This is a genomic window from Streptomyces sp. NPDC040405 (assembly GCF_055595765.1).
In genome coordinates this window covers 88073-113225 of record NZ_JBVIVI010000001.1, presented here as the reverse complement: position 1 = coordinate 113225, position 25153 = coordinate 88073, and the positions used below count along the sequence as shown (strand labels likewise).

The following is a 25153-nucleotide window of genomic DNA, read 5'->3' as shown; positions in this document are numbered from 1 at the left end:
GGCCGACGGGGGTCGGCGTACTCGACAGGGAGAGCCCGTGACCACAGCCCCCTCAGCGTCGGCGTCGCTCGCCGAGCGCCTTGACGGACTGCTGTTCTTCCCCGTGACCGCCTATGGGCCCGATGGCGCCCTCGATCTTGAGGTGTACCGCACCCATGTGCGCCGGGGCATCGAGGCGGGCGCGGGGGCCGTCTTCGCGTGCTGCGGTACGGGGGAATTCCACGCGCTGACCCCCGAGGAGTTCCACGACTGCGTCGCCGTGGCGGTGGAAGAGGCCGCGGCGGTCGAGGCCGCCGGTGGCGCGCGGGTGCCGGTCGTCGCGGGCGCCGGATACGGGACGGCGCTCGCCATCCAGTACGCCAAGCTCGCGGAGCGGGCGGGGGCCGACGGGCTGCTCGCCATGCCGCCGTATCTGGTGGTGGCGGACCAGGAGGGGCTGATCCGGCACTACACCGCGGTGGCGGGGGCCACCGGGCTGGACGTCGTCGTCTATCAGCGCGACAACGCCGTCTTCGCGCCGGAGACCGTGGTGCGGCTCGCGCAGGTGCCGGGGATCATCGGGCTGAAGGACGGGCTCGGCGATCTGGATCTGATGCAGCGCATCGTGAGCGCGGTGCGGGAGGCGGGCGCGGAGGAGGGGTTCCGCTACTTCAACGGGCTGCCGACCGCCGAGCTGACCGGGCTGTCGTACCGGGCGATCGGGGTGACGCTCTACTCCTCCGCCGTCTTCTGCTTCGTACCGGAGGTCGCGCTCGCGTTCCACCGGGCGCTGATGGCCGGGGACGACGATGTCGTCAACCGGCTGCTCGACGGCTTCTTCCGGCCGCTCGTCGAACTGCGGAACCAGGGGCGGGGATACGCCGTATCGCTGGTCAAGGCCGGGGTGCGGCTCCGGGGGCTGGACGTGGGCGAGGTGCGGCCGCCGCTGAGCGAGCCGGGCGCGGCGCATGTGAAGGAGCTGGCCGAGCTGATCGAGCGCGGCATGGAGCTGGTGGGGGAGGGTGGTGTGCGATGAAGGCTGCCGCCTTCGTATATCCGTGGGACGTCGTCGGGGATCCGGACGCGGCGGGGCGCATCGCCGATCTGGGCGTCCGGCAGGCGACGCTGGCCTCCGCGTATCACTCGACGCGGGCCCTGACCCCTCGCCACCCCGAGCACCGGATCGTGACGGCGCGGCATGCGGCGGTGCTGTATCCGCCGGACGAGGGCCGCTGGGCCGGACGGGCGCTCCGGCCCTACGAGCAGACGTGGGTGGCCGGTTCCGATCCCTTCGGGGAGGCGGCGGACGCGTTGGCCGGGGCCGGGCTGGAGGTGCACGCGTGGGTCGTGCTGGCCCATAACTCGCGGCTGGGCGACGAGCATCCGGGCACGTCGGTGCGGAACGCGTACGGGGACAGGTATCCGTGGGCGCCGTGTATCGGGCGGCCCGAGGTACGGGAGTATCTGGTCGACCTGGCGGTCGAGGCGTCGGTGCGGCCGGGGGCCGTGGGCGTTGAGCTGGAGTCCTGCGGCTGGTACGGGCTCGCCCATCTGCACGCCCACGACAAGATCGGGGGCGTGGGGCTGGGGGAGGACGCGCAGTATCTGATGTCGCTGTGCTTCTGCGAGTGCTGTTGCGCGGGGTACGAGGGGCTGGGGGCGTCCGCGGAGGAGCTGGGGGCTGCGGTGCGGCGGGCGCTCGCCCCTGTATGGGGCGGGGGTGTTCCTGGGGCGCTGGACGCGGACGTCGCCGGGGTCTTCTCCGCGTGGCGGGACGGGGTGGCGAGCGGGCTGCAGCGGGACGCGGTGTCCGCGGTGCGGGCTGCGGCGCCTGCCCCCGGTTTCCAGGTGCTGCTGCACGCGCTGCCGTGGCGGCGGGCCGTCGGGGCCAACGTGGGCGTCGATCCGGCGGATGTGCTGGGTCATGCGGACGGGGTCGTGCTGCCCTGCACGGGCGATGCGGCTGTTCGTTCTTCGGTCCTCCCGCCGTTTGCTCCGCACCGGCGGGAGGGGACGGTGCTCGCTGCGAACTTCACGGTGGTGGCGGGGATGGGGGGTCGGCCGTCTTCGCTCGTGGACGACGCCGTGCATGCGGCCGAACTGGGTGCGGATGAGATTCGGCTGTACCACGCGGGGTTGGCGTCGGACGGGGACTTGGCGGAGGTCCGCAAGGCCCTGACCCACCTGGGCTGACCTTTCCCCCACCCCGCCCCTTCCCGAAACCGGGGGCGCCCCCGGCCCCCGGCGGGGCTCCGCCCCTGCACCCCGCTCCTCAATCGCCGGAGGGGCTGGGTGGTGCGCCCGGAGGGGCTGGGTGGTGCGCCCGGTGGGGCTGGGTGGTGCGCCCGGTGGGGCTGGGTGGGCGGGGTGGGTTGTGTCGGGCTGGCTGGTGGCAGTCCAATGGGGCCTCGTACGCGAGGAGTTGGGTATGGACGGGCAGGACACCGCCAAGGGGCTGCGGGCGATCGGGGATGAGCTGGCGGAGCGGTTTTACGAGCGGGACGATGTGGTGCGGACGCTGATCGTGACGTTGCTGGCCGGGCAGCATTCGTTGGTGCTCGGGCCGCCCGGGACGGCGAAGTCCGAGATGGCGCGGGAGTTGACCGGCAGGGTCGAGGGGGCGGCGTACTGGGAGATCCTGCTGTCGAAGTTCACCGCGCCGACGCGGATGTTCGGGCCCATCGACGTCGCCGCGCTCGCGCGGGGCGAGTACCGGCAGGTGTACGACGGCCGTGCCACGACCGCGCATATCGCGTTCATCGACGAGATCTTCAAGTGCTCCACGGCCGCGCTCAACGAGACACTCGGCTATCTCAACGAGCGGATCTACCACCCCGAGAGCGGTGGTGAGCCGATCCGCTGTCCGCTGATCGGGGCCATCACGGCGAGCAACGAGCTGCCCAGCGGGGAGGATACGGCCGCGATCTACGACCGGCTGCTGGTGCGGATCGAGGTCGGGTATCTGGCGGACCCGTCCAACTTCGCCGCGCTCGTGCGGTCCGCCGTCAGCCGTCCGGCGGCGCCGGAGCGGACGACGGTTGAGCTGGGGGCGTTGCGGCATGCCGTGGGCGAGGACGTCCCGGCGGTGGAGGTCCCCGACGCGATCGTGGACGCGGTGTGCACGCTGCGGGCCGCCCTGCGCCGTAAGGAACTCGTCGCCTCCGACCGCCGATGGCGGCAGGCGGTGGGGCTGTTGCAGGCGTCCGCGTACCTCGACGGCCGTCCGGAGGTCGGCGAGACCGATCTGTCGGTGCTGACCCATGTGCTGTGGGATTCGCCCGCGCAGCGCCCGACCGTCGAGCGCGAGGTGTTGCACCTGGTCAACCCCGATGCCAAGGAGGCGCTCGACCTGGCCGACGCCATCGAGGAGCTGGAGGCCCAGCTCGACGCCATGGCCGGGCAGTCCCGCGAGGCGCTGAGCGAGTGGGTCATCAAGAACGCCCACAACAAGCTCGCCATGGCGGGGAAGCGGCTGGAGAAGCTGCGCGAGGACGCGGCGCGAGCGGGGCGTTCCACCGCCGCCATCGACCGGGTCACCGGACGTCAGCGGGCCGTCCGCACCCGCGTACTCACCGAGGCCCTCGGCATGGACGCGAACATGGTGCAGGCGCACCTGTGACCACGCTCGACGAGCTGGCGAGCCGGGGCGGGAAGTGGCTGGCCCTGTCCGCCGCCGCTCCCGGGCGGCGGCACGCCGGGGCCGTGGTCGCGGACCGGTTCGACCGGATCACCTGGCGCGACACGTACGAGCAGTCGGCCGGGCTGCGCGAGGTGGCCGAGGAGTTGAACGCGGGCCACGACCACGCCACGGACCTTCTGAGTGATGTGTTCCTCGCCGCCTACAAGGCCCGGCCGCGGTTGCGCGAGCGCGCGGAGATGGACCCCGCCCGGCTGGTCAACCACGAGGTCGTCACCGCGCTGGTGGAGTCGGGGGAATTCGCCGAGCTGCGACGGGAGACCGCCGGTGACCCGTACGCCGCCGCCATGGCCGTACTCGCCCAGGCCGCCGCGCTGCGGGGGATGCTGGAGCGGTTGCGGGGGGCGCAGGAGCGGGGTGAGCGGGCGGAGAAGGCACAGCGGGACGTCGAGCGGGCGGCTGGTGAGGTGGGCGAGGCGCTTCGGCGGGCTGCCGACGATGGGGCCGACCGGGCCGATGGGGCCGACGGGGCCGATGGGGCCGACCGGGCCGATGGGGCCGCCGATGCCGTACGACGGGCGATCGGCGCCGCCGAAGCGGCCGAGACCGCTGCCCGGCAGGCCGCCCAAGGCGCCGCGCAGGCCCTCGCGGCGGCGGCCCCCGGCATCCGAGCCGCCGCGCGGAACGCGGCGAGGCGGGCCGCCGAGGCCGTACGGGAGGAGGGCGCGCTGATGCGGGCCTGGGGCGTCGGCCCGGGCGAGCTGGAGCGCATGCCGTTCGACCAGCGTGCCCGGCTCGCCGAGCGGCTGCGCACCGGGCGCCTCGCGCGGTGGGCCGAGCTGATCGGCCGCTTCCGGCAGATGGCCGGTGGCGAGCGCGCCCGCAAGGTGGAGAACGCCACCGGGGAACTGGTCGGCGTCACCCTCGGCAACGACCTCTCCCGTGTCATCCCCTCCGAGCTGGCCAATCTGGGCCTGCCCGAGCTGCGCGCGGTGTTCGCCGCGCGCTACGCCGCCGGGGAGCTGATGCTGTACGACAGCCAGGGCGAGCAGACCACCGGGCGGGGCGCCATCATCGCGTGCGTGGACACCTCGCACTCCATGTACGAGGCCGGGCCGGGTGGGGTTACGCGGGAGGCGTGGTCCAAGGCGTGCGCCCTGGCGCTGCTGGATCAGGCGCGTGCGGCGGGGCGTGACTTCGTGGGGATCTTGTTCTCCGCCGCGGATAGGGTGCGGGTCTTTCGCTTCCTGGCCGGGGAGCCTGCTGGGGTCGACCGGGTGCTCGACTTCGCGGAGACCTTTCTTGGCGGCGGCACGAGCTATCAGGCGCCGTTGACGGTGGCGAGGGAGGTGCTGGCGGAGGAGTTCGACGACACGGCTCGTCGGCGGGGGGACATTGTGATGATCACCGATGATGAGTGCGGGGTCACGGAGGAGTGGATGCGGGGGTGGAACGAGGCCAAGCGGGTGCTTGGGTTTCGGGTTTTTGGGGTGGGTGTGGGTGGGGTGGGGGTTGCGGGGGCTGGGTCGGTGTTGGAGGCGTTGTGCGACAACTTGCGCGTGGTCGAGGACTTTGCGGATGTCCATGCGGCGGCGGACCTCTTCCGCCTGATCTAGGCCGGGGCGGGTCTTTCCCCACCCCGCCCCTTCCCGAACCGGGGACGCCCCGGCCCCCGTTGGGGGCTCCGCCCCCAAACCCCCGCTCCTCAAACGCCGGAGGGGCTGGGATGTGACCTGGTTGTGGGCAATCGTTCCGCGGGGCGGAACGGGTGGGCACAACCCGGCCACCGGGCCGCACCCGCGTACGAAGCCCCGGTGGCGCACCGGCTAGGCGCAACCGTCAGAGCTGGCGCAAGTGGTCTCGCAGGGTTCGGGCCACATGGGACATCAGCGCTTCCGCGCCCGGCTGGAGGCTGGCGGGGACTTCGGACTCCGTCAGGGCCGCCACGGCGAAGGTCTGGCCGTCGGCGTGTTCGACCACGCCCACCTCGTGGCGGAGGTTCAGGAGGGTGCCGGTTTTGGAGGACCAGCGGGTGGCGTCCGAGCTGAAGTCCGGGGTCAGGCGGTGGCGGAGCACGTTATGGGCCATGAGGGCGCGCACCCGTTCCGCCGCCTCGGGGTGGATCTTCGATGGGGTCCAGAGGGCCTGGAGCAGGTCGACGTAGGAGCGGGCGCTGCCCGTGTTGGCGCGGGTGGTGTCGAGCTGGGGGACCCGGTGGCCGCGGCCGCCCGTACCGGCGCCGATGGCGAGGGCGTGGGCCAGATGGGCCTGGGCGGCGTCGAAGCGTTCGACGGGGGTGTCGGACAGTGTGTCCATGGTGTGGCGGACGGTGATGCCGCGCAGACCGAACTCGTGCAACAGGTCGGCGACCAGAGCGGGCGGGGTGAGCCCGAACAGCGTGTCGGAGGCCGTTCCGTCGCTCAGGCAGGTGCTCAGGTACAGCAGGTCGTCCACCGCGACCCGCGCCGGATGGCGGAAGCGGCTCAGCCCGATGGGGCCGGGCGTGGTGATGCGCCCGGGTGGTACGTCGAGCATCGTCGCCCCGTCCAGCTCGCCCCGCCGGATGCGTTCCGCCGTGGCCAGCGCCAGCGGGATCTTGACCAGGGAGGCCGACGGCAGCTGGGTGTCCGGGTCGATGCCCAGCTCCTCGCCCGTGTGCAGGTCCCGTACGAGGAAGCAGCCGCGCAGGCCGCCGTCGTGGAGTTGTCGCCGCATGTCGTGGAGCAGGGCTTCGGTGTTCACCATCTGGCTTCCGTATCGGCGCCCAGGCAGCGGGCTATCGCCTCGCCCAGGCGGGCTTCGATGTGCTGGGGGCTGCCCTCCGCGGCGGCGAGGGCGTAGCCCCGGCTGAGGGCCAGTTCGCCGACGGGCCGCCAGTGCAGGGCGAGTTCCTCGGCCTGCGCGGGGGAGCACAGCAGCACGTCGGGCGCGCCGAGGGCCTCCGCCACGGCCGTGGTCAGGTCGGTCGCGGTGACGAGCTGGGCGGGCCGCAGGCCGACCGCGTCGCGCAGCCGGGCCAGCGGATCGCGGATGTGCGGGACGTCGTCCTCCGGCTGGATCCAGACGCGCCGGGCCGGGCCGGAGGAGGCGCGCCCGACCCGTAGCGTCTCCAGGTAGACGCGCTTCACGCCGGGATCCACGGCACCGGCGAGCCCGAGCGGTACGGACCACGCCGCCTCGTCCGGCACCACCGCGAGCAGGGCCGCGCGCACCTGCTCGGCGTGGAGGAGTTCCCGGCGCCGCGCCGGGGCCGCGACACGGAGGTCCAGGTTGACGCCGAGCCCCCGCGCCTCGGCGACCAGGCGTGCGAGACCGGCCGTGGTGCAGATGCCGGGCACCGCGAGCCGCCACGGCTTGCGCTTGACGGCCTCGGCCTCGTGCAGCAGCACATCGCCCGCCTGGACGAGCTGCCTGGCCGTCGGCAGCATGTCGCGGCCGAACGGGGTGAGGACGGCCCGCCGCGACGTGCGCTCGAACAGCGGCTCTCCGAAGCGTTCCTCCAGGGCGGCGACGCGACGGCTGGCGACCGACTGGGACATCCGGGCGGCGGCCGCGCCGACCGTGAAACTGCCGTGCTCGCTCACGCTGACGAACGCACGGCATGCCCCAACGAGATCCACCTTCCGGACTCTATGCCAATTCGGCATGAAGGAGCGCGTGAGCGTATTGGACCGCATGAGTGCCCCGCGGTCAGGGTGTTCCCAACTCACCGCACACCACCGGCCCTTGGAGGCTGAACCATGCGCTACACCCGTGCCCGCCGCACCGCACTCGGCGCGCTCGCCGCGCTCGCGCTCGTCCCGCTCGTGGCCTGCGGCCAGAACACCGCCGCCAGGGCCTCGTCGCCCGTGCCCGCCGCCACGGCGACATCGGCCGCGGCCACCAAGCCGTACAACGGCCAACTGAAGGAACTGGAGCGCAAGTTCGACGCGCGGCTCGGCCTCTACGCCCTCGACACCGGCACCGGACGCGAGGTGGCCTACCGGGACGGTGAGCGCTTCGGCTTCCACTCCACGTTCAAGGCGATCGCCGCCGCGGCCGTGCTGCGCAAGTACTCCCTGAGCGGGATGAACAAGGTGATCACATATTCCAGTGACGACCTGATCGACAACTCGCCCGTCACCGAGAAGCACGTCGAAACCGGGATGACCCTGCGCGAGCTGTGTGACGCCGCCGTCCGCTACAGCGACAACACCGCGGCCAACCTGATGTTCGACGCGATCGGCGGGCCCAAGGGGCTCGAACGCGAGGTCAGGAAGGTGGGCGACCACGTCACCCGGATGGAGCGCATCGAGCCCGAGCTGAGCAAATGGGTTCCGGGCGAGACGCGGGACACCACCACTCCGCGTGCGATGGCCAAGGATTTGCGCGCCTTCGTCCTCGGCGATGTCCTGCGCAAGCCCGAACGCGCCCAGCTCACGACGTGGCTGAAGACCAACAAAACCGGGAACGACGTCATCAGGGCCGGAGTGCCGGAGGGCTGGGTGGTCGGCGACAAGACCGGAACCGGCTTCTACTACGCGGCCCGCAACGACATCGCCGTGGTGTGGCGCCCCGGCGCCGCGCCGATCGTCATGGCGGTCATGACCAACCGCGCCGAGGAGGACGACGTGCACGACGACAAGCTGATCGCGGAGGCGGCGTCGGTGGTCGCCGACAGCCTGGGCTAGCCCGCGGCCAGTTCCGCGTCCCGCAGCACGCGGGTCGCCGTGTCGTCGAGGCTGCTCGTCGCCGGGATCACGGCCTCGGTGCCGCCGGGCAGCAGGTCCCGCGGGCGGTACCAGGCGCGCAGCTCCGCCTCGCCGTACTCGGCCGCCTGCGGCTTCGTGGCGTGGCGGCGCACCGTCTCGGCGAACGGCACGTCGAGGTAGTACGCGTGCGTGCGGCCCCGGTGGTCGCGGCGCAGGGCGTCGAGCATCGTGCCGTAGCGGGCCGCGGACAGGATGCCCTCGACCACCACGTGGTAGCCGTGGTCGAGGGCATAGCGGGCGACCGTGTCGATGAGGCCGATGTTCGCGCCGTCCGGGACATCCCGTTCGCGCAGGATGTTCCGCCGCAGCATGTCCTGGCCGACCAGGGCGATCCCCCGACCGTAGCGGGCGCGCAGCTCGGCGGCGACGGAGGACTTGCCGGAGGCGGAGTTGCCGCGCAGCAGGATCAGGCGGGTTGTCGGGGAGCCCACTAGCACGCCGATCACGTTACAGGCGCCGAAAGTTGAAGTTTCGTCAGGGGCGTTGACGAATCCCGGGGGCCGCCCTAACTTCATCGCGTCGTACTTCGTACGTCATATATGAGACGCGATACGTGAGATCTGAGAGCCCCCATGGACATCGCCCCCAGCCCGATTCCGTCCCGTACTCAGTACGTGCTGGAAGCGGTCAAGCACGCCATCCTGACGGGACGGCTGCAACCTGGGCAGCCGCTCGTGGAGACCGAGCTGGCCGCTCAGTTCGGCGTGTCGAAGACGCCGGTGCGGGAGGCGCTGAAGACCCTGGCGGGCCGGGGGCTCGTGGTGATGAGCGAGTACAAGGGCGCCACCGTCCGGACCGTCGACACCGCGATGGCACGGGCCGTATACGACGTACGGCTGCTGCTGGAGCCGGAGGCGCTGCGGCGGACCGTCACCGCGCGGGCGAGCCTGGCGGCGGCGGGGGCCGCGCTGGAGCGGTCGGACGCGGCGGCCGACCCGGCCGGCCGGTCGCTGGCCAACCGGGACTTCCACCGCTCGCTCTACCTCCCCTGCGGCAACCCGCTGCTGACCCGCATGCTCGACGAACTGCGCGACCAGGCGGCGCTGGTATCCGCCGTCGCCTGGCAGGCGGTGCCGTCCTGGGAGCGGGAGGCGCGGGAGCACCGGGAGATCCTGGCCCGCGCGCACGAGGGGGACGCCGACGGGGCCGCCCGCGCGCTGCACCACCACATCTCGTCCTTCGTCCAGCGGGCCTTCCCGGACCCGGACACCGACACCACCGCGCGGACCGGCGCCACCGCGCCGACCGACGCGCACACGAACTAGAGAGGGCCGTATGGACTTCACACCGCTGAGAACCGCGCTCGCGGACGTCGTGGCGATCCCGGTCACCCCGTACGACGCCAAGGGCGCCGTCGACCGGGTCACCTACCGCGCCCTGCTGCGCCGGCTTCTCGACGGCGGCGTACGGGCCGTCACGCCCAACGGGAACACGGGGGAGTTCTACGCCCTCACCCTGGAGGAGCGCCGCCTGTGCACCGAGCTGAGCGTGGCGGAGGCGGGCGACCGGGCCGCCGTGCTGGTGGGGGTCGGGCAGGACGTGGCGACGGCGGTGGACGCGGCCCGGCACGCCCGGGAGGCCGGGGCCCAGATGGTGATGGTGCACCAGCCGGTGCATCCGTATGTGTCGCAGGACGGCTGGGTCGACTACCACCGCGAGATCGCCGAGGCCGTTCCGGAGCTGGGTGTGGTGCCGTATCTGCGCAACCCGCTGATCGAGGGCGCGGCGCTGGCGGGCCTCGGCGAGGCGTGCCCGAACGTGATCGGCGTGAAGTACGCGGTCCCGGACGCGGCCCGCTTCGCGGCCTTCGCGCGGGACGCGGGCTTCGACCGGTTCGTGTGGGTGGCCGGGCTCGCCGAGCTGTACGCGCCCTCGTACTGGGCCGTCGGCGCCACCGGCTTCACCTCCGGGCTGGTCAACGTCGCCCCGAAGCTCTCGCTCGACATGCTGGGCGCGCTGCGCGCCGGGGACTACGCGGCCGCGATGAAGGTGTGGGAGCAGATCCGGCCGTTCGAGGATCTGCGGGCCGCCCGGCAGTCGGCCAACAACGTCACCGTGGTGAAGGAGGCGCTGGCCGCGCTCGACCTGTGCCGCCGCGACGTCCGCCCGCCCAGCCGACTGCTGCCGGAGCCGCAGCGCGCCGAGGTCGCCGCCCTCATACAAGGCTGGGCGCTGTGAGCCGCCCCCGCAGACAGCCGGAGGAGCTGCGCAGCCACCAGTGGTACGGCACCGAGGGGTTACGCACCTTCAGCCACCGGGCCCGCACCCGCCAGCTCGGCTATCTGCCCGAGGAACACCTCGGCAAGCCGGTCATCGCGATCCTCAATACGTGGAGCGACATCAACCCCTGCCACGTCCATCTGCGCGACCGCGCCCAGGCGGTCAAGCGCGGGGTCTGGCAGGCGGGCGGCTTCCCCCTCGAATTCCCGGTCTCCACCCTCTCCGAGACCTTCCAGAAGCCGACTCCGATGCTGTACCGGAATCTGCTGTCCATGGAGACCGAGGAACTGCTGCGCTCGTACCCGGTGGACGGCGCCGTGCTGATGGGCGGCTGCGACAAGTCCACTCCGGCGCTGCTCATGGGCGCCGCCACCGCCGATCTGCCGACCGTCTTCGTGCCCGCCGGGCCGATGCTGCCGGGGCACTGGCGCAACGAGGTGCTGGGCTCGGGCACCGACATGTGGAAGTACTGGGACGACAAGCGGGCCGGGCTCATCGGCGACTGCGAGATCGCCGAACTGGAGCGCGGCATCGCCCGCTCGCCCGGCCACTGCATGACCATGGGCACCGCCTCCACGCTGACGGCCGCCGCCGAGGCGCTGGGCGTGACCCTGCCGGGCGCCTCGTCCATCCCGGCCGTCGACTCCGGACACGAGCGGATGGCCGCCGCCTCCGGGCTGCGCATCGTCGAGCTGGTCTGGCAGGACCTGCGGCTCTCGGAGATCCTCACCCGGGACGCGTACGAGGACGCGGTCACCACCGTGCTCGCGCTCGGCGGCTCCACCAACGCGGTCATCCACCTGATCGCGATGGCCGGGCGCTCGGGCGTGCGGCTCACGCTGGACGATTTCGACCGGATCGCCCGTACCGTGCCCGTCCTCGCCGATCTGCGGCCCGGCGGCCGGTATCTGATGGAGGACTTCCACTTCGCCGGGGGACTGCCCGGGTTCCTCTCCCGGCTCACCGACCGGCTGCATCCGGACCGCCCCACCGTCGCCCACGCCACCCTGCGCGAACAGCTCGACGGCGCCCTCGTGCACAACCCGGAGGTCATCCGGCCGCGCGAGACCCCCCTCGCCGAGGAGGGCGGGGTGGCGGTGCTGCGCGGCAACCTGTGCCCGGACGGCGCGGTCATCAAGCACATCGCCGCCGACCGGCATCTGCTGAAGCACACCGGGCCCGCCGTCGTCTTCGACGACTACAAGACGATGCAGGCCACCATCAACGACCCCGGCCTCGGCATCACCGAGAACACCGTGCTGGTGCTGCGCAACGCCGGTCCGCTCGGCGGGCCCGGCATGCCCGAGTACGGGATGCTGCCCATCCCCGACCACCTGCTGAAGAAGGGGGTGCGGGACATGGTGCGGATCTCCGACGCCCGGATGAGCGGCACCAGTTACGGCGCCTGCGCGCTGCACATCGCGCCCGAGTCGTACGTCGGCGGACCGCTCGCCCTCGTCCGCGACGGCGACCTGATCACGCTCGACGTGGCGGCGCGGGTGCTGCGGCTGGAGGTGGACGACGCCGAGCTGGAGCGGCGCCGGGCGGACTGGACGGCCCCGCCGCCCCGCTACGGGCGCGGCTACGGGGCGCTCTACCAGGACCAGATGACCCAGGCCGACACCGGCTGCGACTTCCGCTTCCTGGCCCGGGACGGTGCGGTGCCGGAACCGTACGCGGGCTGAGCGAAAAATTTTTGCACGGTATCTCGAACAACGTACGGAAAGCGCTTTCCAGCCGCGCTTCCCCCTGAGAACGGAGAAGCAGTCATGGCCAACGCCGTGGCGAAACACCGTACGGGAACGGCACCACGCCGCCTCCCGTACCTGCTGATCGCCCCCGCCGGGCTGCTGATGCTGGGCTTCATCGCCTACCCGATGCTCAGCGTCCTCTACTACAGCCTCCAGAACTACAACGTCACCAAGCCCTGGCGGAACGGCTACGCGGGCTTCGAGAACTTCACCCGCATCTTCACCGACGACCCCCAGTTCTGGGACACGCTGGCGTTCAGCGGCAAATGGGTCGTCACCGAGGTGCTGCTGCAGCTCGTCCTCGGCGTCGCGCTCGCCCTGCTGGTCAACCAGACCTTCATCGGACGCGGCATCGCCCGCGCCCTGGTCTTCTCGCCCTGGGCCGTCTCCGGGGTGCTGACCACCACCATCTGGATGCTGCTCTACAACCCCTCGACCGGCATCAGCCGCTATCTCGCGGACGCCGGGATCGGTTCGTACGGCACCTCCGTGCTCTCCGACACCGGCACCGTCTTCTGGGCCGCCGTCCTCGCCGAACTCTGGCGCGGCGTCCCCTTCTTCGCCATCCTCATCCTGGCCGACCTCCAGTCCATCCCCAAGGACCTGTACGAGGCGGCCTCGGTCGACGGCGCCGGGCGGGCCCGGCAGTTCTTCCACATCACGCTGCCGCATCTGAAGGACGCCATCGTGCTGTCGACCCTGCTGCGCGGGGTGTGGGAGTTCAACAACGTCGACCTGCTCTACACCCTCACCGGCGGCGGACCGGCCGGGCAGACCACCACGCTGCCCCTGTACGTCGCCAACACCGGGATCAACGGCCATGACTTCGGCTACGCCTCCGCGCTGACCACCGTGGCCTTCGTGATCCTCCTCTTCTGCTCGATCCTCTATCTGCGCCTGAGCAAGTTCGGAGGCGACAACAAGTGACCGCCGCACTCGCGGAACAGGACCACCGGTCCGAGGCCGCCCCCGCAGCCCCCATACCGCCCGCCGCCTCCGGCAAACGGCGCGGACGGTCGGTCGACGACGGCGTACCGCGCTGGCAGGTCTATCTGCCGCTGGGCCTGTATCTGCTGTTCACCCTGGTCCCCTTCTACTGGATGCTGCTCTTCGCGCTCCGCCCGGCGGGCTCCACCTCGCTGGTGCCGTGGCCGGTCACCGGGGAGCACTTCGCGAAGGTCTGGAACGAGCGCGCCTTCGGGACCTTCTTCCAGAACAGCATGATCGTCGGCGTCGCCTCGCTGCTGATGACGACGGTGGTCGCGCTCGCGGGCGGCTACGCGCTCGCGCGCTTCGACTTCCGTATCAAGAAGGGCTTCATGCTGGCCCTGCTCGCCTCGCAGTTCATCCCGGGCGCGCTGATGCTCGTACCGCTCTTCGAGATCTTCAAGAACCTCCAGATGATCAACTCGCTGGGGAGCGTGATCATCGCGGAGACCGTCTTCCAACTGCCCCTGTCCATCATCCTCATCAGCGGCTTCATCAAGAACGTGCCGGTCTCGCTGGAGGAACAGGCCTGGGTGGACGGCTGCGGGCGGCTGCGGGCCTTCTGCGCGGTGGTGCTGCCGCTGCTGCGGCCGGGCCTGATCGCGGTCGGCTCCTTCGCCTTCGTGCACAGCTGGAACCACTTCCTGTTCGCGCTGATGTTCCTCAGCTCGCAGGACATGCAGACCATCCCGGTCGGTCTCAACACCCTCATCGGCGCCGACAGCGTCGACCTGGGCGCCCTCGCGGCGGGCGGGGTGATCGCGGCGGTGCCGGTCGTCATCGTCTTCGCCTTCATCCAGAAGTGGCTGATCACCGGTTTCAGCGCGGGCGCCGTCAAGGGCTGACCGCCCGGCGCGGCAATTCGTACGCGGACAAGGAGGACCGACCATGCGCACGACGCACCCTGGGGCAAGCGGGGCTGCCGAGGGATACGCACCCGTACCCGTCGTCCTCGCGGGAGCGCGGGGACACGGCCGCTGGCATCTGGAGAACATCCGGCGGCTGGCGGGGGAGGGGGTGGTGCGGCTGGCCGGGGTGTGCGAACTCCGGCCGCTCGACGCCGAGGAGCTGGGCGACGGCTTCGGCGAGCCCGGGCCCGAGCAGGGCGGTGACCTCGGCGAGCTGGTGGCCCGTACCGGCGCCCGGATCGCGGTCGTCTGCACCCCGATCCACACCCATGCCGACCTCGCCCTCACCGCCGCCGCGCACGGTGCGCACCTGCTGCTGGAGAAGCCGCCCACGCCCTCGTACGCCGAGTACACCCGGCTGACCGACGGGCTCGCGGACCTCGGCGCCGCCTGCCAGATCGGCTTCCAGTCCCTGGGCTCCCACGCCCTGCCCGCCATCCGGAAGCTCGTCGCCGACAGCGCCATCGGGACCGTACGCGGCATCGGCGCCGCCGGGGCGTGGGCGCGCGACGAGGACTACTACACCCGCGCGCCCTGGGCCGGGCACCGCACCCTGGGCGGCCGCGATGTCGTGGACGGCGTCCTCACCAACCCCCTCGCCCACGCCGTCGCCACCGCCCTGCGCATCGACGGCGCCGACCGCGCCGAGGACATCACCGCCCTGGAACTGGAGCTGTACCGGGCCAACGACATCGAGGCCGACGACACCTCCTGCCTGCGCATCCGCACCTGCTGGGGCACCCCCCTCACCGCCGCCGTCACCCTGTGCGCGGAGGAACCCGGCGAGCCGTACGTGGTCGTCCACGGCGACCAGGGCCGCATCACCTTCTGGTACAAGCAGGACCGGGTCCGGGTCGAGCGCGCGGGAGCGCCCCCCGAGACCACCCACTACGCGCGCACCGACCTGCTGGAGAATCTGGCGGCCCACGTGCGCGACGGCACCGAACTGCTCGTCCCCCCGGACCGCACCGGCGCGTTCATGCGCGTCGTCGAGGCGGTCCGTACCGCCCCCGCACCGGTCCCGCTGCCCGCGGACGCCTGGCGCACCGAACCCGGTGCGGGCGCGTCGGCGGGCGCGAAGCGGCGCGTCGTCACCGGCATCGACCAGCTGGTCGCCGCCGGGGCCGAGCGCCTCGCTCTGTACTCCGAACTGCGCGCCCCCTGGGCCGCACCCCCCGCGGAGGTCCCGCACCCATGAACGCACGTATGAACGCCCCCACGAACGCACCCGTGAACGCACTCATGAAGGCGTCCTTCACCAACCGTCCCCCCTGCACGGTGCTGCGCCACGACAACCGCCCCGTCGGTACGTACGTCCACCGGCCGCAGCCCGCCGGGACGCCCGCCCCGCGCCCGTATCTGCACCCGGTACGCACCCTCGGCGGCGTCACCGTCACCCAACAGCCGGGCGTGTCCATGGCCATGCCGGACGCCTACGGCAGCCAGCGCCATCTGGGCTGGCTGCTGCGCGACCCGGACGGATTCGTGGAGGAGCTGTCCTGGGGCGCGGGCGGACGGCAACTGCTGCTGGAGCGGCGCACGGTCGCGGTGCGGCCCCTGCCGGCGGGGGGCTGGGCGCTGGACTTCACCACGGCGCTCACCAATGTGACGGGGCAGGAGGTGGCGGTCGGGGGTGCGGGCCTCTCCGGCGGGGGCTTCTTCTGGAGCGCGCCGAGCCGTCCGCAGCCGCTGCGGGTCTTCGGCGCGGGCGGCGAGGGCGAGGCCGCCGTGCACGGGCGGCCCGCGGACTGGGTGGCGCTGGCCGCCGAGGACTGGACGCTGGTCTTCGCCGGGGCGACCGGCGACACCCGGTCCGCCCCCTGGTACGTCCGCACCGGCGAACACCCCGGCGTCGGCTCGGCCCTCGCCGCCCGCGAGCGGCCGCTGACCATCGCCCCCGCCGACACCGTGACCCGGCGCATCGTCACCGCGGTCGCCGACGGCTGTCTGGAACGGGACGAGGCGGCGCGCATCGCGGGGCAGCTGTCGGACAAGGGAGCCGCCGTATGAGCCGACTCGCGTGGCAGGCCGACCTCGGTGACGGTACGTACCGCAATCCGGTCCTCAACGCCGACTGGTCCGACCCGGACGTCGTCCGCGTCGGAGACGACTACTACCTCACCGCCTCCAGCTTCGGACGCGCCCCCGGGCTGCCCATCCTGCACTCCCGGGACCTCGTCAACTGGAGCCTCCTCGGACACGCCCTGGAACGGCTCGAACCCGCCGACGCCTTCGCCCTCCCGCGCCACGACTGCGGCGTCTGGGCGCCCAGCATCCGCCACCACGACGGACGCTTCTGGATCTTCTGGGGCGACCCCGACACCGGCGTCCACCAGATCAACGCCCGCGACCCGCGCGGGCCGTGGAGCGCGCCACACCTGATCAAGCCGGGCAAGGGCCTGATCGACCCCTGCCCGCTGTGGGACGAACACGGCAACGCCTTCCTCGTCCACGCCTGGGCCAAGTCCCGCTCCGGCGTCAACAACCGCCTCACCGGGCACCGCATGAGCCCCGACGGGCGGGAACTCCTCGACGAGGGCCGCGTCATCGTGGACGGGGACACCATCCCGGGGTGGTTCACCCTCGAAGGCCCCAAGCTCTACCGGCGCGACGGCTGGTTCTGGATCTTCGCCCCGGCCGGTGGCGTCGAGACCGGCTGGCAGGGCGCCTTCCGCTCGCGGGACTTCTTCGGCCCGTACGAGGAGCGGACGGTCCTGGCCCAGGGCCGCACCGACGTCAACGGCCCCCACCAGGGCGCCTGGGTGGACACCCCGGCTGGTGAGGACTGGTTCCTGCACTTCCGGCAGCGCGGCGCCCATGGGCGCGTGGTCCACCTCCAGCCGATGGAGTGGGACGACGCGGGCTGGCCGGTCGTCGGCGACGACGGCGAGCCGGTGGCCTGGTACCGCAAGCCGAAGGGCACCGCCGACGCCCCCTGTGCCCCGGCCGTGGACGACGGCTTCCCGCACGGCCGGTACGGCCCCCAGTGGTCCTGGACCGCCAACCCGGCGCCGGGCTGGACCACCGCCCACGACGCCCCCGGCCTACGGCTGACCTGCCACCCGACCGACCAGGCCGAGGACCTGCGCAAGCTGCCCAACGTCCTGGTGCAGCGCCTGCCCGCCGAATCCTTCACGGCCACGGTCGACCTGGCGCTGGTGAGCGAGGCCGTGGGCGCCAGGGCCGGGCTGGCGGTGCTGGGCGACGCGTTCGGCTGGATCGGCCTGGAGCGGGCGGCGGACGGCGTCCGCCTGGTCCACCGCTTCGCCAGCGTGGGCATGGAGCGCGAACGCGACGCGGAACACCCCCGCCCGGCGCCCGACGCCCGGGCCCGCCTCCGCGTCGAGGTCGCCCCCGGCGCCCGTTGCCGCTTCTCCGCCGACACGGGCGACGGCTTCCGCCCCTCGGGCCCGGTCTTCGCCGCCACGCCCTGGCGCTGGGTCGGCGCCCTGCTGGGCCTGTTCGCCACAACCCCACCGGGCCGCACCCCACCGGGCCACGCCGCCTTCACCGATTTCCGCGCGACGGAGGGCACCGAGTGATGGACATGTCCCCCACCCCGCCCCTCGCAGGGGCGGCGGCATGCCGCCCGGGTTGTGGGCAGGCGTTCCGCGGGGCGGAACGGGTGGGCACAACCCGGCCCGCACATGGTCACGCACCCTGGCCACGAGGGCGCTCGCCCCGGTGGCCACTGGGCCGTAGTCGGCCCCGTGCCGCTGGCGCGGTGGCGCTCACCGTGGTGGCCGCCGGGCTGTTTGTGGTCCTCGGAGGCGCGCCCAGCGCAACGGCGAGCGCAACGGCGAGCGCGACAGAAACCCTGCGCGTCGCGCAGGACGGCTCCGCCGACTTCCGCACCGTGCAGGCCGCCGTCGACGCCGTACCGGCCGGGAACGACCGGCCCATCACGCTCGCCATCGCCCCCGGCACGTACCGCGAACAGGTCCGCATCCCCGCCGACAAGCCCCACCTCACCCTCCTCGGCACCGGCCGGCACCGCGCGGACACCACCATCGTCCACGACACGCCCGCCGAGTACGGCGGATCCACCGGCAGCGCCACCGTCCTCATCGCGGCGAACGACGTCACGGCCCGCCACCTCACCTTCGCCAACGACTTCGACGAGGCGGCCCACGACCTGAAGGGCGAACAGGCGCTGGCCATGAAGACGACCGGGGACCGGATCGTCTTCCGGGACACGGCCTTCAAGGGCAACCAGGACACCCTGATGACGGACAGCCCGAAGCTGACGACCACCAGCCGGGTGTACATCCGGGACGCGTACATCGAGGGCGACGTCGACTTCATCTACGGCCGTGCCACCACCGTCATCGAGCGCTCCACCATCAGGGCACTCACCCGCGGCAGCGCCACCAACAACGGCTACATCACCGCCGCGAGCACCTGGAAGGGCAACCCCTACGGCTTCCTGATCACCCGCAGCCGCGTCGTCAGCGACGCGCCCGGTCAGACCTTCCACCTCGGGCGGCCCTGGCACCCCGGCGGGGAGCCGGACGCGCTCGCCCAGGTCCTGATCCGCGATACGTACCTCCCCGCCGCGGTCAAGTCCGCCCCCTGGACGGACATGAGCGGATTCCCGTGGCAGGAGGCCCGCTTCACCGAGTACCGCAACACCGGACCGGGCGCGGCGGGGGCGGACCCCGCCGCGACACGGCCGCAGATGAACGAGGCCGACGCCGCGGACCACGAGGTCGCCGACTACCTCGCCGGGACGGACGGCTGGGCACCCCAACACACCAGGAGACGCACTTCATGAACAGAGCCAGAGCCACCCGCACCGCCGCGGCCGTCGCCACCGTCCTGACCCTCGCGCTCACCGCCACCGCCTGCGGCGACGACGGGTCGTCCACCGGGGAGGAGGGGTCGGGCAAGGGCACGATCACGTTCTGGGACAACAACGGCGGTCCCCGGACGAAGGTCTGGAAGAAGATCATCGCCAAGTTCGAGGACAAGAACCCGGACATCAAGGTCAAGTACGTTCCGATCCCGATCACGAACGTGCAGTCGAAGTACGACACGGCCATCCAGAGCGGCGGCGACAGCCTCCCCGACGTCGGCGGCGTCGGCACCGCGTACCTGGCGAACCTCGCCGCCCAGGGCGCCCTGGACCCGGTCACCGACCGCATCGAGGACAGCCCCCTCAAGGGCAAGCTGATCAAGAACATGGTGGACAGCGTCCGCGCGGCGGGCGGGGACGAGAAGGAGCTGTTCTCCGTCCCGACCTCGGCCAATCAGGGCACCCTCTGGTACCGCACCGACCTCTTCAGGTCGGCCGGGCTGGAAGCCCCCACCACCTGGGACGCCTTCTACAAGGCCGCCGACAAGCTGACCGACAAGGGCAAGAACAAGTTCGGCTTCACCCTGCGCGGCGGCGCGGGCTCGATCGCCCAGGCGCTGGACATGATGTACGCGCAGTCGGGGATCTCCTCGTTCTGGGACGGCGACAAGACGACGCTCGACGACCCCAAGAACGTCGCGGCGCTGGAGAAGTACGTCGGCCTCTTCAAGAAGGTCACCCCCTCCGCCGACCTGAACAACGACTTCGCCAAGATGGTTGCCCAGTTCGACCAGGGCGACATCGGCATGCTCCAGCACAACCTCGGCAGCTACGTCGACCACATCAAGCAGCTCGGCAAGGACAAGATCGCGGGCATACCGCTGCCGCCCTCCCGGGCCGGGTCGGCCCGCACGATCGTGTCCAACCCGGTCGACGGCCTCGGCCTCTTCAAGGCGAGCAAGAACAAGGGCGCCGCCTGGAAGTTCATCGAGTTCGCGGCCTCCCCGGAGATGAACAGCCTCTGGAACGAGGACGTCGGCGCGATCCCCGCCAACGTCGGCGCCGCCGACGACGAGTGGATCAGCAAGGCCCCGCCGACCAAGGCCGCGCTGGAGTCGCTGAACGACCCGCGGACGAAGGTCGTCCAGCTGCCGTACTACCTCCCGGACTGGAACAACATCAGCAAGGCGGACAACGAGCCGAGCTTCCAGAAGGTGCTGCTCGGCCAGATGACCGCCAAGGACTTCTGCGACAAGGTCGCCAAGGAGCTGAACACGGCCCAGGCCGACTGGAAGAAGCACCAGTAGCGGCGCGTCGTCCCCGATCCGGCGTACGGGGCGGCCGCACCGCACCGGCGGCCGCCCCGTACGCCCCTTGCGAAAGGCATCCACCGAGCCCATGTCCCTGACCCGAAGACGCGCGGCCGTCTCCCTCGCCGCGCTGCCCCTCGCCCTCGCCGCCCCCGGCACGGCGGCCGCCGCCACCACAAGGGCCCGCACCACCGTCTACCTGGCGGGCGACTCCACCGCCGCGACCAAGCAGCCCGCCGCCGCGCCCGAGACCGGCTGGGGCATGGCCCTGCCGTTCTTCCTGGCGGAGAGCCGGTTCACGGTCGCCAACCACGCCGTCAACGGCCGCAGCTCCAAGAGCTTCTACGACGAGGGGCTGCTCACCCCGGTCCTGGCCGCGATCCGCCCCGGCGACCTCCTCCTCGTCCAGTTCGGTCACAACGACGAGAAGACCGAGGACCCGGCGCGCGGCACCGATCCGCAGACCACGTATCCGCAGTATCTGCGGCGCTACCTCGACGGCGCGCGGGAGCGCGGCGCGCGCCCCGTGCTGCTGACCTCCGTGGAGCGCCGCAAGTTCGACGCGGCGGGCAACGCCCTGCCCACGCACGGCGCGTACCCCGACGCCGTACGCCGCCTCGCCCGCGCCGAAGGCGTGCCGCTCCTCGACGTACAGGCGTCCAGCATCGCGCTGTGGCAGCGGCTCGGCCCCGAGGCCACCAAGGACTACTTCGACTGGCTGGAGCCGGGGGAGTCGCCCAACTACCCGGCCGGGCTCCAGGACAACACCCACTTCCAGCCGCACGGCGCGATCGAGGTGGCCCGGCTCGTCGCGCGCGAGCTGGCGGCCCGGCGGGTGCTGCGCCCGAGTGACGTCCGGCGGCTGGACACCGCGATCCCGGACAGCTGGATCACCTGGTAATCCCCTGCCCCGCTCCTTCCCCTCTTTGTTCACAGGAGTCGTCATGCTCAGACGTCATGCCCGCGTGGCCGCCGTGCTCGGCTGTGCCGCACTCGCCGTCGGCGCGTTGGCCGTCACCCCCGCCGCCGCCCGGGGCGCCCTCCCGGCCGGTGACGGCTGGGCCTCCGCCGACGGCGGCACGACCGGCGGCGCCAAGGCCGACAAGGCGCACACCTTCACCGTCACCAACCGGGCCGAGCTGGTGAAGGCCCTCGGCGGCGGCGACGCGACCCCGAGGCTGATCCACGTCAAGGGAACGATCGACGCCAACACCGACGACGCCGGAAAGCCGCTGTCCTGCGCCGACTACGCGACGAACGGCTACTCCCTGGACGCGTACCTCAAGGCGTACGACCCGGCCACCTGGGGCAAGGCGCTGCCGTCCGGACCGCAGGAGGACGCCCGCGCCGCGTCCGCCGCCCGGCAGTACGAGCGCGTCGAACTGAAGGTCGGCTCGAATACGACCCTCCTCGGCGTCGGCCGGAACGCCAAGCTGCTGGGCGCCAGCCTCCAGATCCGGGGCGTGGACAACGTCATCGTCCGCAACCTCACCTTCGAGGACGCCTTCGACTGCTTCCCCGCCTGGGACCCGACCGACGGCGACGACGGCAACTGGAACTCCGAATACGACAACCTGGTGGTGTACGGCTCGACCCATGTCCGGGTCGACCACAACACGTTCACCGACGGCCGCCGCCCCGACAGCGCCCAGCCCAGCTACTACGGCCGCCTCTACCAGCAGCACGACGGCGAGCTGGACGTGGTGCGCGGCGCCGACCTCGTCACCGCCTCCTGGAACGTGTTCGCCGACCACGACAAGACGCTGATGATCGGCAACAGCGACAGCGCGGGCGCCACGGACCGCGGCAAGCTCCGCGTCACGCTCCACCACAACCTCTTCAAGAACATCGTGGAGCGCGCGCCGCGGGTGCGGTTCGGCAAGGTCGACGCGTACAACAACCACTTCGTCGCGCCGAAGAGCGGCTACGCGTACAGCTGGGGCGTCGGCGTCGAATCCCAGCTCTTCGCCGAGGCCAACGCCTTCACGGTGCCCTCCTCCGTCGACCCCGCGAAGATCATCAAGAAGTGGAAGGGCACGGCGCTGACCACGAAGAACAACTATCTCGGCGGCAAGGCGGCCGATCTCCTCGCCCTCCACAACGCGGGCGTCCCCGATGAGCAGCTGGGCGGCGACGCGGGCTGGACCCCGACCCTGCGCACCCGCGTCGACGCACCGGGCGCGGTGCCCGGCATCGTCGGCAAGGGCGCGGGCGCGGGCCGCCTCTGACGCCTCGACGATCCCCGAGCGGGGGAGGCCGGGCGTCAACTGGCCCCGCCTGGCCTCCTCTTTTCCCGCTGATGCGGCTGGTCAACTCCAACTGGACGAGCGGACAGCACTGGTCGCAGAATGATCAAGAGCTGCCAGACCCTTTCGTTGAACGATCGCGATTCCGTAATGTGAGAATCCTCGACACGGCGGCAACCTAATCTGGATCGGCGGCAACTACGCCATGGAGCAGGTCGTCCAGGATCCCACGGCCCGCTCTCTCGACGCAGAACAGGAGTTGCCATGAGAGTGAGGCGAAGCCGCGGTCGTCACCGCCGCCGCAAGGACCGCACGCTGTCGCTCGGCAGCGCCGTGATCGTGGCGTCGGCCGTGGCCGGGGTCTATCTGACCGCGGCCCCCGAGGGCGCGAGCGCCGTCCCCACCACCGTCTACGTGGCGCCCGGCGGCAGCGACGGCCATACGGGCACGATGGCGGCTCCGTACCGCACGCTGGAGAAGGCCCTCGCCGTGGCGAAGCCCGGCACCACCATCGAGGTGCGCGGCGGTACGTACTACCCGGACCGGACCCTGCGCAGCTCCATGAGCGGCACCGCCGGAGACCGCGTCCATCTGCGGCCGTACCAGGGCGAGAAGGTCAGGCTCGACGGCTCCCGGCTCCGCGACGGCGCCTCCCTGCTCTCCCTCAGCGCCGACTACTGGACCGTCTCCGGGCTCGAACTGCGCAACGCCCCCGGCGGCGGCCTGGTCTGCACCTCCTGTTCGCGCGGCGTCTTCAACAACCTCACCACGCGCGGCAACGGCGACACCGGGTTCACCCTCCGCGGCGACGACACCGACGGCAACCTCATCCGGAACCTGGACTCCTACGGCAACCACGACGACGCCAGCGGCGGCAAAAGAGCCGACGGCATCGCCCTCACCCATGGCTCCGGCTCCGGCAACGTGATCACCGGCTCGCGCTTCTTCGACAACAGCGACGACGGCCTCGACCTGTGGATGTGGGCGAGCCCCGTCGCCATCGACCACTCCTGGGCCTGGGGCAACGGCATCAACCGCTGGGGCATCCGCGACTTCGAGGGCGACGGCAGCGGATTCCAGCTCGGCGCCGACACCGACTCCGCCCCCACCCCGGCCCATGTCGTCCGGGCGTCCGCCGCGTGGAAGAACTCCAAGAACGGCTTCGCCGCGGGCGGCAACACCGGCGCCCTGCGGCTGCTGCGCACCACCGCCTACGCCAACCAGGGCCGGGGCTACTCCTTCCCCGACTCCCGGGTGCTGCTCCAGCAGAACCTCGCCGTCGCCAACAGCGGCGGCCAGACCGACACCGGCGAGTCCGCGGTCTCCCGCGGCAACAACTGGCAGCCGGACGCCTCGATCACCCCGCCCTTCGTGACCACCGCCCCGGGCACGGCGTACGAGGCCCGGCGCCGGGACGGCTCGCTGCCCGTGACCAGCTTCCTCGTGGTCGCCGGTGACACGGAGGTCGGCTCCACCATGAACTGACCGCGCCGCGTTCGCCCCGCGGCCCGCCGGGCCGCCCGGGGGCGGCGCGAGCAGGCCGGTTCGCCGGGCGGGCCGCAGAGGCTACTCGTGGCCCATGATGGGCCTCGGGCGGTAGGGGGACTCCAGGCGGGCGGTCTCGTCCTCCGTGAGGGTCAGGTCCACCGCCGCCACCGCGTCCTCCAGATGGGACAGCTTCGTGGCGCCGACGATCGGCGCCGTCACGGCGGGGCGGCCGAGCAGCCAGGCCAGGGCGACCTGGGCGGGGGAGACGCCGCGCTCCCCGGCGACCTCGCGCACCGCGTCCACGATGTCGAACTCGGCGTCCGCGTACCACCGCTCGACCAGCGGGTCGTTGGCGGCGCGGGTCGTGGGGCCGGTGCGGTCGCGGTCGCGGGTCCCGGCGAGCAGACCGCGGGCGAGCGGGCTCCACGGGATGACGCCGACGCCCTGGTCGGCGCAGAGCGGGTTCATCTCCCGCTCCTCCTCCCGGTACAGCAGGTTGTAGTGGTTCTGCATGGAGACGAACCGCGTCCAGCCGTGCGCCTCGGCCGTGTGCTGCGCCTTCGCGAACTGCCACGCGTACATCGAGGACGCGCCGATGTAGCGGGCCTTCCCGGCGCGCACCACGTCGTGCAGCGCCTCCATCGTCTCCTCGATCGGCGTCTCGTGGTCGTAGCGGTGGATCTGGTACAGGTCGACATGGTCGGTGCCCAGCCGCCGCAGCGAGGCGTCGATCCCGGCCAGGATGTGCTTGCGGGACAGGCCCCGGTCGTTGGGGCCCGGGCCCATCGGGTTGTAGACCTTGGTGGCCAGCACATAGTCGTCGCGGTGCGGGAAGCACTCGGCCAGCAGCTCGCCGGTGATCTCCTCGCTCCGGCCCACCGCGTACATGTCGGCGGTGTCGAAGAAGGTCACCCCGCTCTCCACCGCCCGCCGCACGATCGGCCGGGAGGCGTCGATGTCCAGCTGCCAGGGCCGGGACGCGGGGTCGCCGTAGCTCATCATGCCCAGGCAGATCCGCGACACCTTGATCCCCGACATGCCCAGTCGTGCGTATTCCATGGCGATCTCCTCCGCTGCCTTT

At 72.0% G+C, this 25153-nt stretch carries 21 protein-coding genes and 1 pseudogene; 18 read left to right on the top strand and 4 right to left on the bottom strand.

Annotated features, from left to right (window positions below; translation table 11 throughout):
• Positions 1 to 37: 37 nt before the first annotated feature.
• The 4 genes from ACZ59A_RS00540 (at position 38) to ACZ59A_RS00525 (ending at position 5232) form a co-directional block, all read left to right on the top strand.
• Positions 38 to 1015 (top strand): 5-dehydro-4-deoxyglucarate dehydratase, encoded by a 978-nt coding sequence (locus tag ACZ59A_RS00540; protein ID WP_470951676.1) that lies wholly within the window; start codon positions 38 to 40, stop codon positions 1013 to 1015.
• Positions 1012 to 2172, top strand: coding sequence for a hypothetical protein (locus tag ACZ59A_RS00535; RefSeq protein WP_470951673.1), 1161 nt, complete (start codon positions 1012 to 1014; stop codon positions 2170 to 2172). Before ACZ59A_RS00540 ends, ACZ59A_RS00535 begins: the two co-directional genes overlap by 4 nt.
• A gap of 235 nt (positions 2173 to 2407) precedes the next feature.
• Positions 2408 to 3598, top strand: a complete 1191-nt coding sequence (locus ACZ59A_RS00530; protein WP_470951671.1) for an AAA family ATPase — start codon at positions 2408 to 2410, stop codon at positions 3596 to 3598.
• Positions 3595 to 5232: a VWA domain-containing protein gene (locus ACZ59A_RS00525; protein WP_470951669.1), complete on the top strand. Its 1638-nt coding sequence runs from the start codon at positions 3595 to 3597 to the stop codon at positions 5230 to 5232. The genes ACZ59A_RS00530 and ACZ59A_RS00525 overlap by 4 nt, the downstream gene beginning before the upstream one ends.
• Before the next feature lie 223 nt (positions 5233 to 5455).
• Here the strand turns inward: ACZ59A_RS00525 and ACZ59A_RS00520 are convergent, their stop codons facing one another.
• Together ACZ59A_RS00520 and ACZ59A_RS00515 are read right to left on the bottom strand one after the other, a co-directional pair.
• Complete coding sequence (locus tag ACZ59A_RS00520; RefSeq protein WP_470954534.1) at positions 5456 to 6358, bottom strand: serine hydrolase; 903 nt, start codon at positions 6356 to 6358, stop codon at positions 5456 to 5458.
• Positions 6355 to 7236, bottom strand: coding sequence for a LysR family transcriptional regulator (locus tag ACZ59A_RS00515; protein WP_470951666.1), 882 nt, complete (start codon positions 7234 to 7236; stop codon positions 6355 to 6357). Before ACZ59A_RS00515 ends, ACZ59A_RS00520 begins: the two co-directional genes overlap by 4 nt.
• Positions 7237 to 7356: 120 nt before the next feature.
• Between ACZ59A_RS00515 and bla the strand changes: the two genes are divergently transcribed.
• The gene (gene bla, locus ACZ59A_RS00510; RefSeq protein WP_470951663.1) at positions 7357 to 8286 is read left to right on the top strand and encodes a class A beta-lactamase; all 930 of its coding nucleotides are present in this window, start codon (positions 7357 to 7359) and stop codon (positions 8284 to 8286) included.
• Here the strand turns inward: bla and ACZ59A_RS00505 are convergent.
• Positions 8283 to 8813: a kinase gene (locus ACZ59A_RS00505; protein ID WP_470951660.1), complete on the bottom strand. Its 531-nt coding sequence runs from the start codon at positions 8811 to 8813 to the stop codon at positions 8283 to 8285. The genes bla and ACZ59A_RS00505 overlap by 4 nt on opposite strands.
• 126 nt (positions 8814 to 8939) lie before the next feature.
• Between ACZ59A_RS00505 and ACZ59A_RS00500 the strand changes: the two genes are divergently transcribed.
• The 13 genes and pseudogenes from ACZ59A_RS00500 (at position 8940) to ACZ59A_RS00440 (ending at position 24069) form a co-directional block, all read left to right on the top strand.
• Positions 8940 to 9632: a GntR family transcriptional regulator gene (locus ACZ59A_RS00500; RefSeq protein WP_470951657.1), complete on the top strand. Its 693-nt coding sequence runs from the start codon at positions 8940 to 8942 to the stop codon at positions 9630 to 9632.
• Between the two features lie 10 nt (positions 9633 to 9642).
• The gene (locus ACZ59A_RS00495) at positions 9643 to 10545 is read left to right on the top strand and encodes a dihydrodipicolinate synthase family protein (protein ID WP_468042009.1); all 903 of its coding nucleotides are present in this window, start codon (positions 9643 to 9645) and stop codon (positions 10543 to 10545) included.
• Positions 10542 to 12272 carry an L-arabinonate dehydratase gene (gene araD, locus ACZ59A_RS00490; protein WP_470951655.1) on the top strand — a complete coding sequence of 577 codons (1731 nt, stop codon included), beginning with the start codon at positions 10542 to 10544 and terminating at the stop codon, positions 12270 to 12272. The genes ACZ59A_RS00495 and araD overlap by 4 nt, the downstream gene beginning before the upstream one ends.
• 84 nt (positions 12273 to 12356) lie before the next feature.
• Entirely contained in the window at positions 12357 to 13265 is a 909-nt protein-coding gene (locus ACZ59A_RS00485) for a carbohydrate ABC transporter permease (RefSeq protein WP_470951653.1), read from the top strand.
• Entirely contained in the window at positions 13262 to 14170 is a 909-nt protein-coding gene (locus ACZ59A_RS00480; protein WP_470951652.1) for a carbohydrate ABC transporter permease, read from the top strand. Before ACZ59A_RS00485 ends, ACZ59A_RS00480 begins: the two co-directional genes overlap by 4 nt.
• A 43-nt stretch (positions 14171 to 14213) precedes the next feature.
• Positions 14214 to 15431, top strand: a complete 1218-nt coding sequence (locus ACZ59A_RS00475; protein WP_470951649.1) for a Gfo/Idh/MocA family protein — start codon at positions 14214 to 14216, stop codon at positions 15429 to 15431.
• Between the two features lie 44 nt (positions 15432 to 15475).
• Entirely contained in the window at positions 15476 to 16243 is a 768-nt protein-coding gene (locus ACZ59A_RS00470) for a DUF6807 family protein (protein WP_470954531.1), read from the top strand.
• Positions 16240 to 17775 carry a glycoside hydrolase family 43 protein gene (locus ACZ59A_RS00465; protein ID WP_470951646.1) on the top strand — a complete coding sequence of 512 codons (1536 nt, stop codon included), beginning with the start codon at positions 16240 to 16242 and terminating at the stop codon, positions 17773 to 17775. Before ACZ59A_RS00470 ends, ACZ59A_RS00465 begins: the two co-directional genes overlap by 4 nt.
• Positions 17776 to 18077: 302 nt before the next feature.
• Positions 18078 to 19007, top strand: a pseudogene (locus tag ACZ59A_RS00460) (pectinesterase family protein); the annotation flags it as partial.
• Positions 19004 to 20335 (top strand): ABC transporter substrate-binding protein, encoded by a 1332-nt coding sequence (locus ACZ59A_RS00455; RefSeq protein ID WP_470951644.1) that lies wholly within the window; start codon positions 19004 to 19006, stop codon positions 20333 to 20335. The pseudogene ACZ59A_RS00460 and the gene ACZ59A_RS00455, both read left to right, overlap by 4 nt.
• A gap of 91 nt (positions 20336 to 20426) precedes the next feature.
• Complete coding sequence (locus ACZ59A_RS00450) at positions 20427 to 21239, top strand: rhamnogalacturonan acetylesterase (RefSeq protein ID WP_470951642.1); 813 nt, start codon at positions 20427 to 20429, stop codon at positions 21237 to 21239.
• 43 nt (positions 21240 to 21282) lie between these two features.
• Entirely contained in the window at positions 21283 to 22566 is a 1284-nt protein-coding gene (locus tag ACZ59A_RS00445; protein WP_470951640.1) for a pectate lyase family protein, read from the top strand.
• A gap of 282 nt (positions 22567 to 22848) precedes the next feature.
• Positions 22849 to 24069 (top strand): right-handed parallel beta-helix repeat-containing protein, encoded by a 1221-nt coding sequence (locus ACZ59A_RS00440; protein WP_470951637.1) that lies wholly within the window; start codon positions 22849 to 22851, stop codon positions 24067 to 24069.
• Positions 24070 to 24150: 81 nt separating this feature from the next.
• Here ACZ59A_RS00440 and ACZ59A_RS00435 read toward each other — a convergent pair whose 3' ends face one another.
• A complete protein-coding gene (locus ACZ59A_RS00435) occupies positions 24151 to 25131 on the bottom strand; it encodes an aldo/keto reductase (protein WP_470951634.1) in 981 nt (326 codons plus the stop codon).
• Between the last annotated feature and the right edge of the window lie 22 nt (positions 25132 to 25153).

Excerpts from the sequence above, each read along its gene's own strand:
- ACZ59A_RS00535 (WP_470951673.1), top strand. The coding sequence starts at position 1,012 with ATGAAGGCTGCCGCCTTCGTATATCCGTGGGACGTCGTCGGGGATCCG.
- ACZ59A_RS00530 (WP_470951671.1), top strand. The coding sequence starts at position 2,408 with ATGGACGGGCAGGACACCGCCAAGGGGCTGCGGGCGATCGGGGATGAG.
- bla (WP_470951663.1), top strand. The coding sequence starts at position 7,357 with ATGCGCTACACCCGTGCCCGCCGCACCGCACTCGGCGCGCTCGCCGCG.
- ACZ59A_RS00500 (WP_470951657.1), top strand. The coding sequence starts at position 8,940 with ATGGACATCGCCCCCAGCCCGATTCCGTCCCGTACTCAGTACGTGCTG.
- ACZ59A_RS00495 (WP_468042009.1), top strand. The coding sequence starts at position 9,643 with ATGGACTTCACACCGCTGAGAACCGCGCTCGCGGACGTCGTGGCGATC.
- ACZ59A_RS00485 (WP_470951653.1), top strand. The coding sequence starts at position 12,357 with ATGGCCAACGCCGTGGCGAAACACCGTACGGGAACGGCACCACGCCGC.
- ACZ59A_RS00475 (WP_470951649.1), top strand. The coding sequence starts at position 14,214 with ATGCGCACGACGCACCCTGGGGCAAGCGGGGCTGCCGAGGGATACGCA.
- ACZ59A_RS00470 (WP_470954531.1), top strand. The coding sequence starts at position 15,476 with ATGAAGGCGTCCTTCACCAACCGTCCCCCCTGCACGGTGCTGCGCCAC.
- ACZ59A_RS00465 (WP_470951646.1), top strand. The coding sequence starts at position 16,240 with ATGAGCCGACTCGCGTGGCAGGCCGACCTCGGTGACGGTACGTACCGC.
- ACZ59A_RS00455 (WP_470951644.1), top strand. The coding sequence starts at position 19,004 with ATGAACAGAGCCAGAGCCACCCGCACCGCCGCGGCCGTCGCCACCGTC.
- ACZ59A_RS00450 (WP_470951642.1), top strand. The coding sequence starts at position 20,427 with ATGTCCCTGACCCGAAGACGCGCGGCCGTCTCCCTCGCCGCGCTGCCC.
- ACZ59A_RS00445 (WP_470951640.1), top strand. The coding sequence starts at position 21,283 with ATGCTCAGACGTCATGCCCGCGTGGCCGCCGTGCTCGGCTGTGCCGCA.
- ACZ59A_RS00440 (WP_470951637.1), top strand. The coding sequence starts at position 22,849 with ATGAGAGTGAGGCGAAGCCGCGGTCGTCACCGCCGCCGCAAGGACCGC.
- ACZ59A_RS00435 (WP_470951634.1), bottom strand. The coding sequence starts at position 25,131 with ATGGAATACGCACGACTGGGCATGTCGGGGATCAAGGTGTCGCGGATC.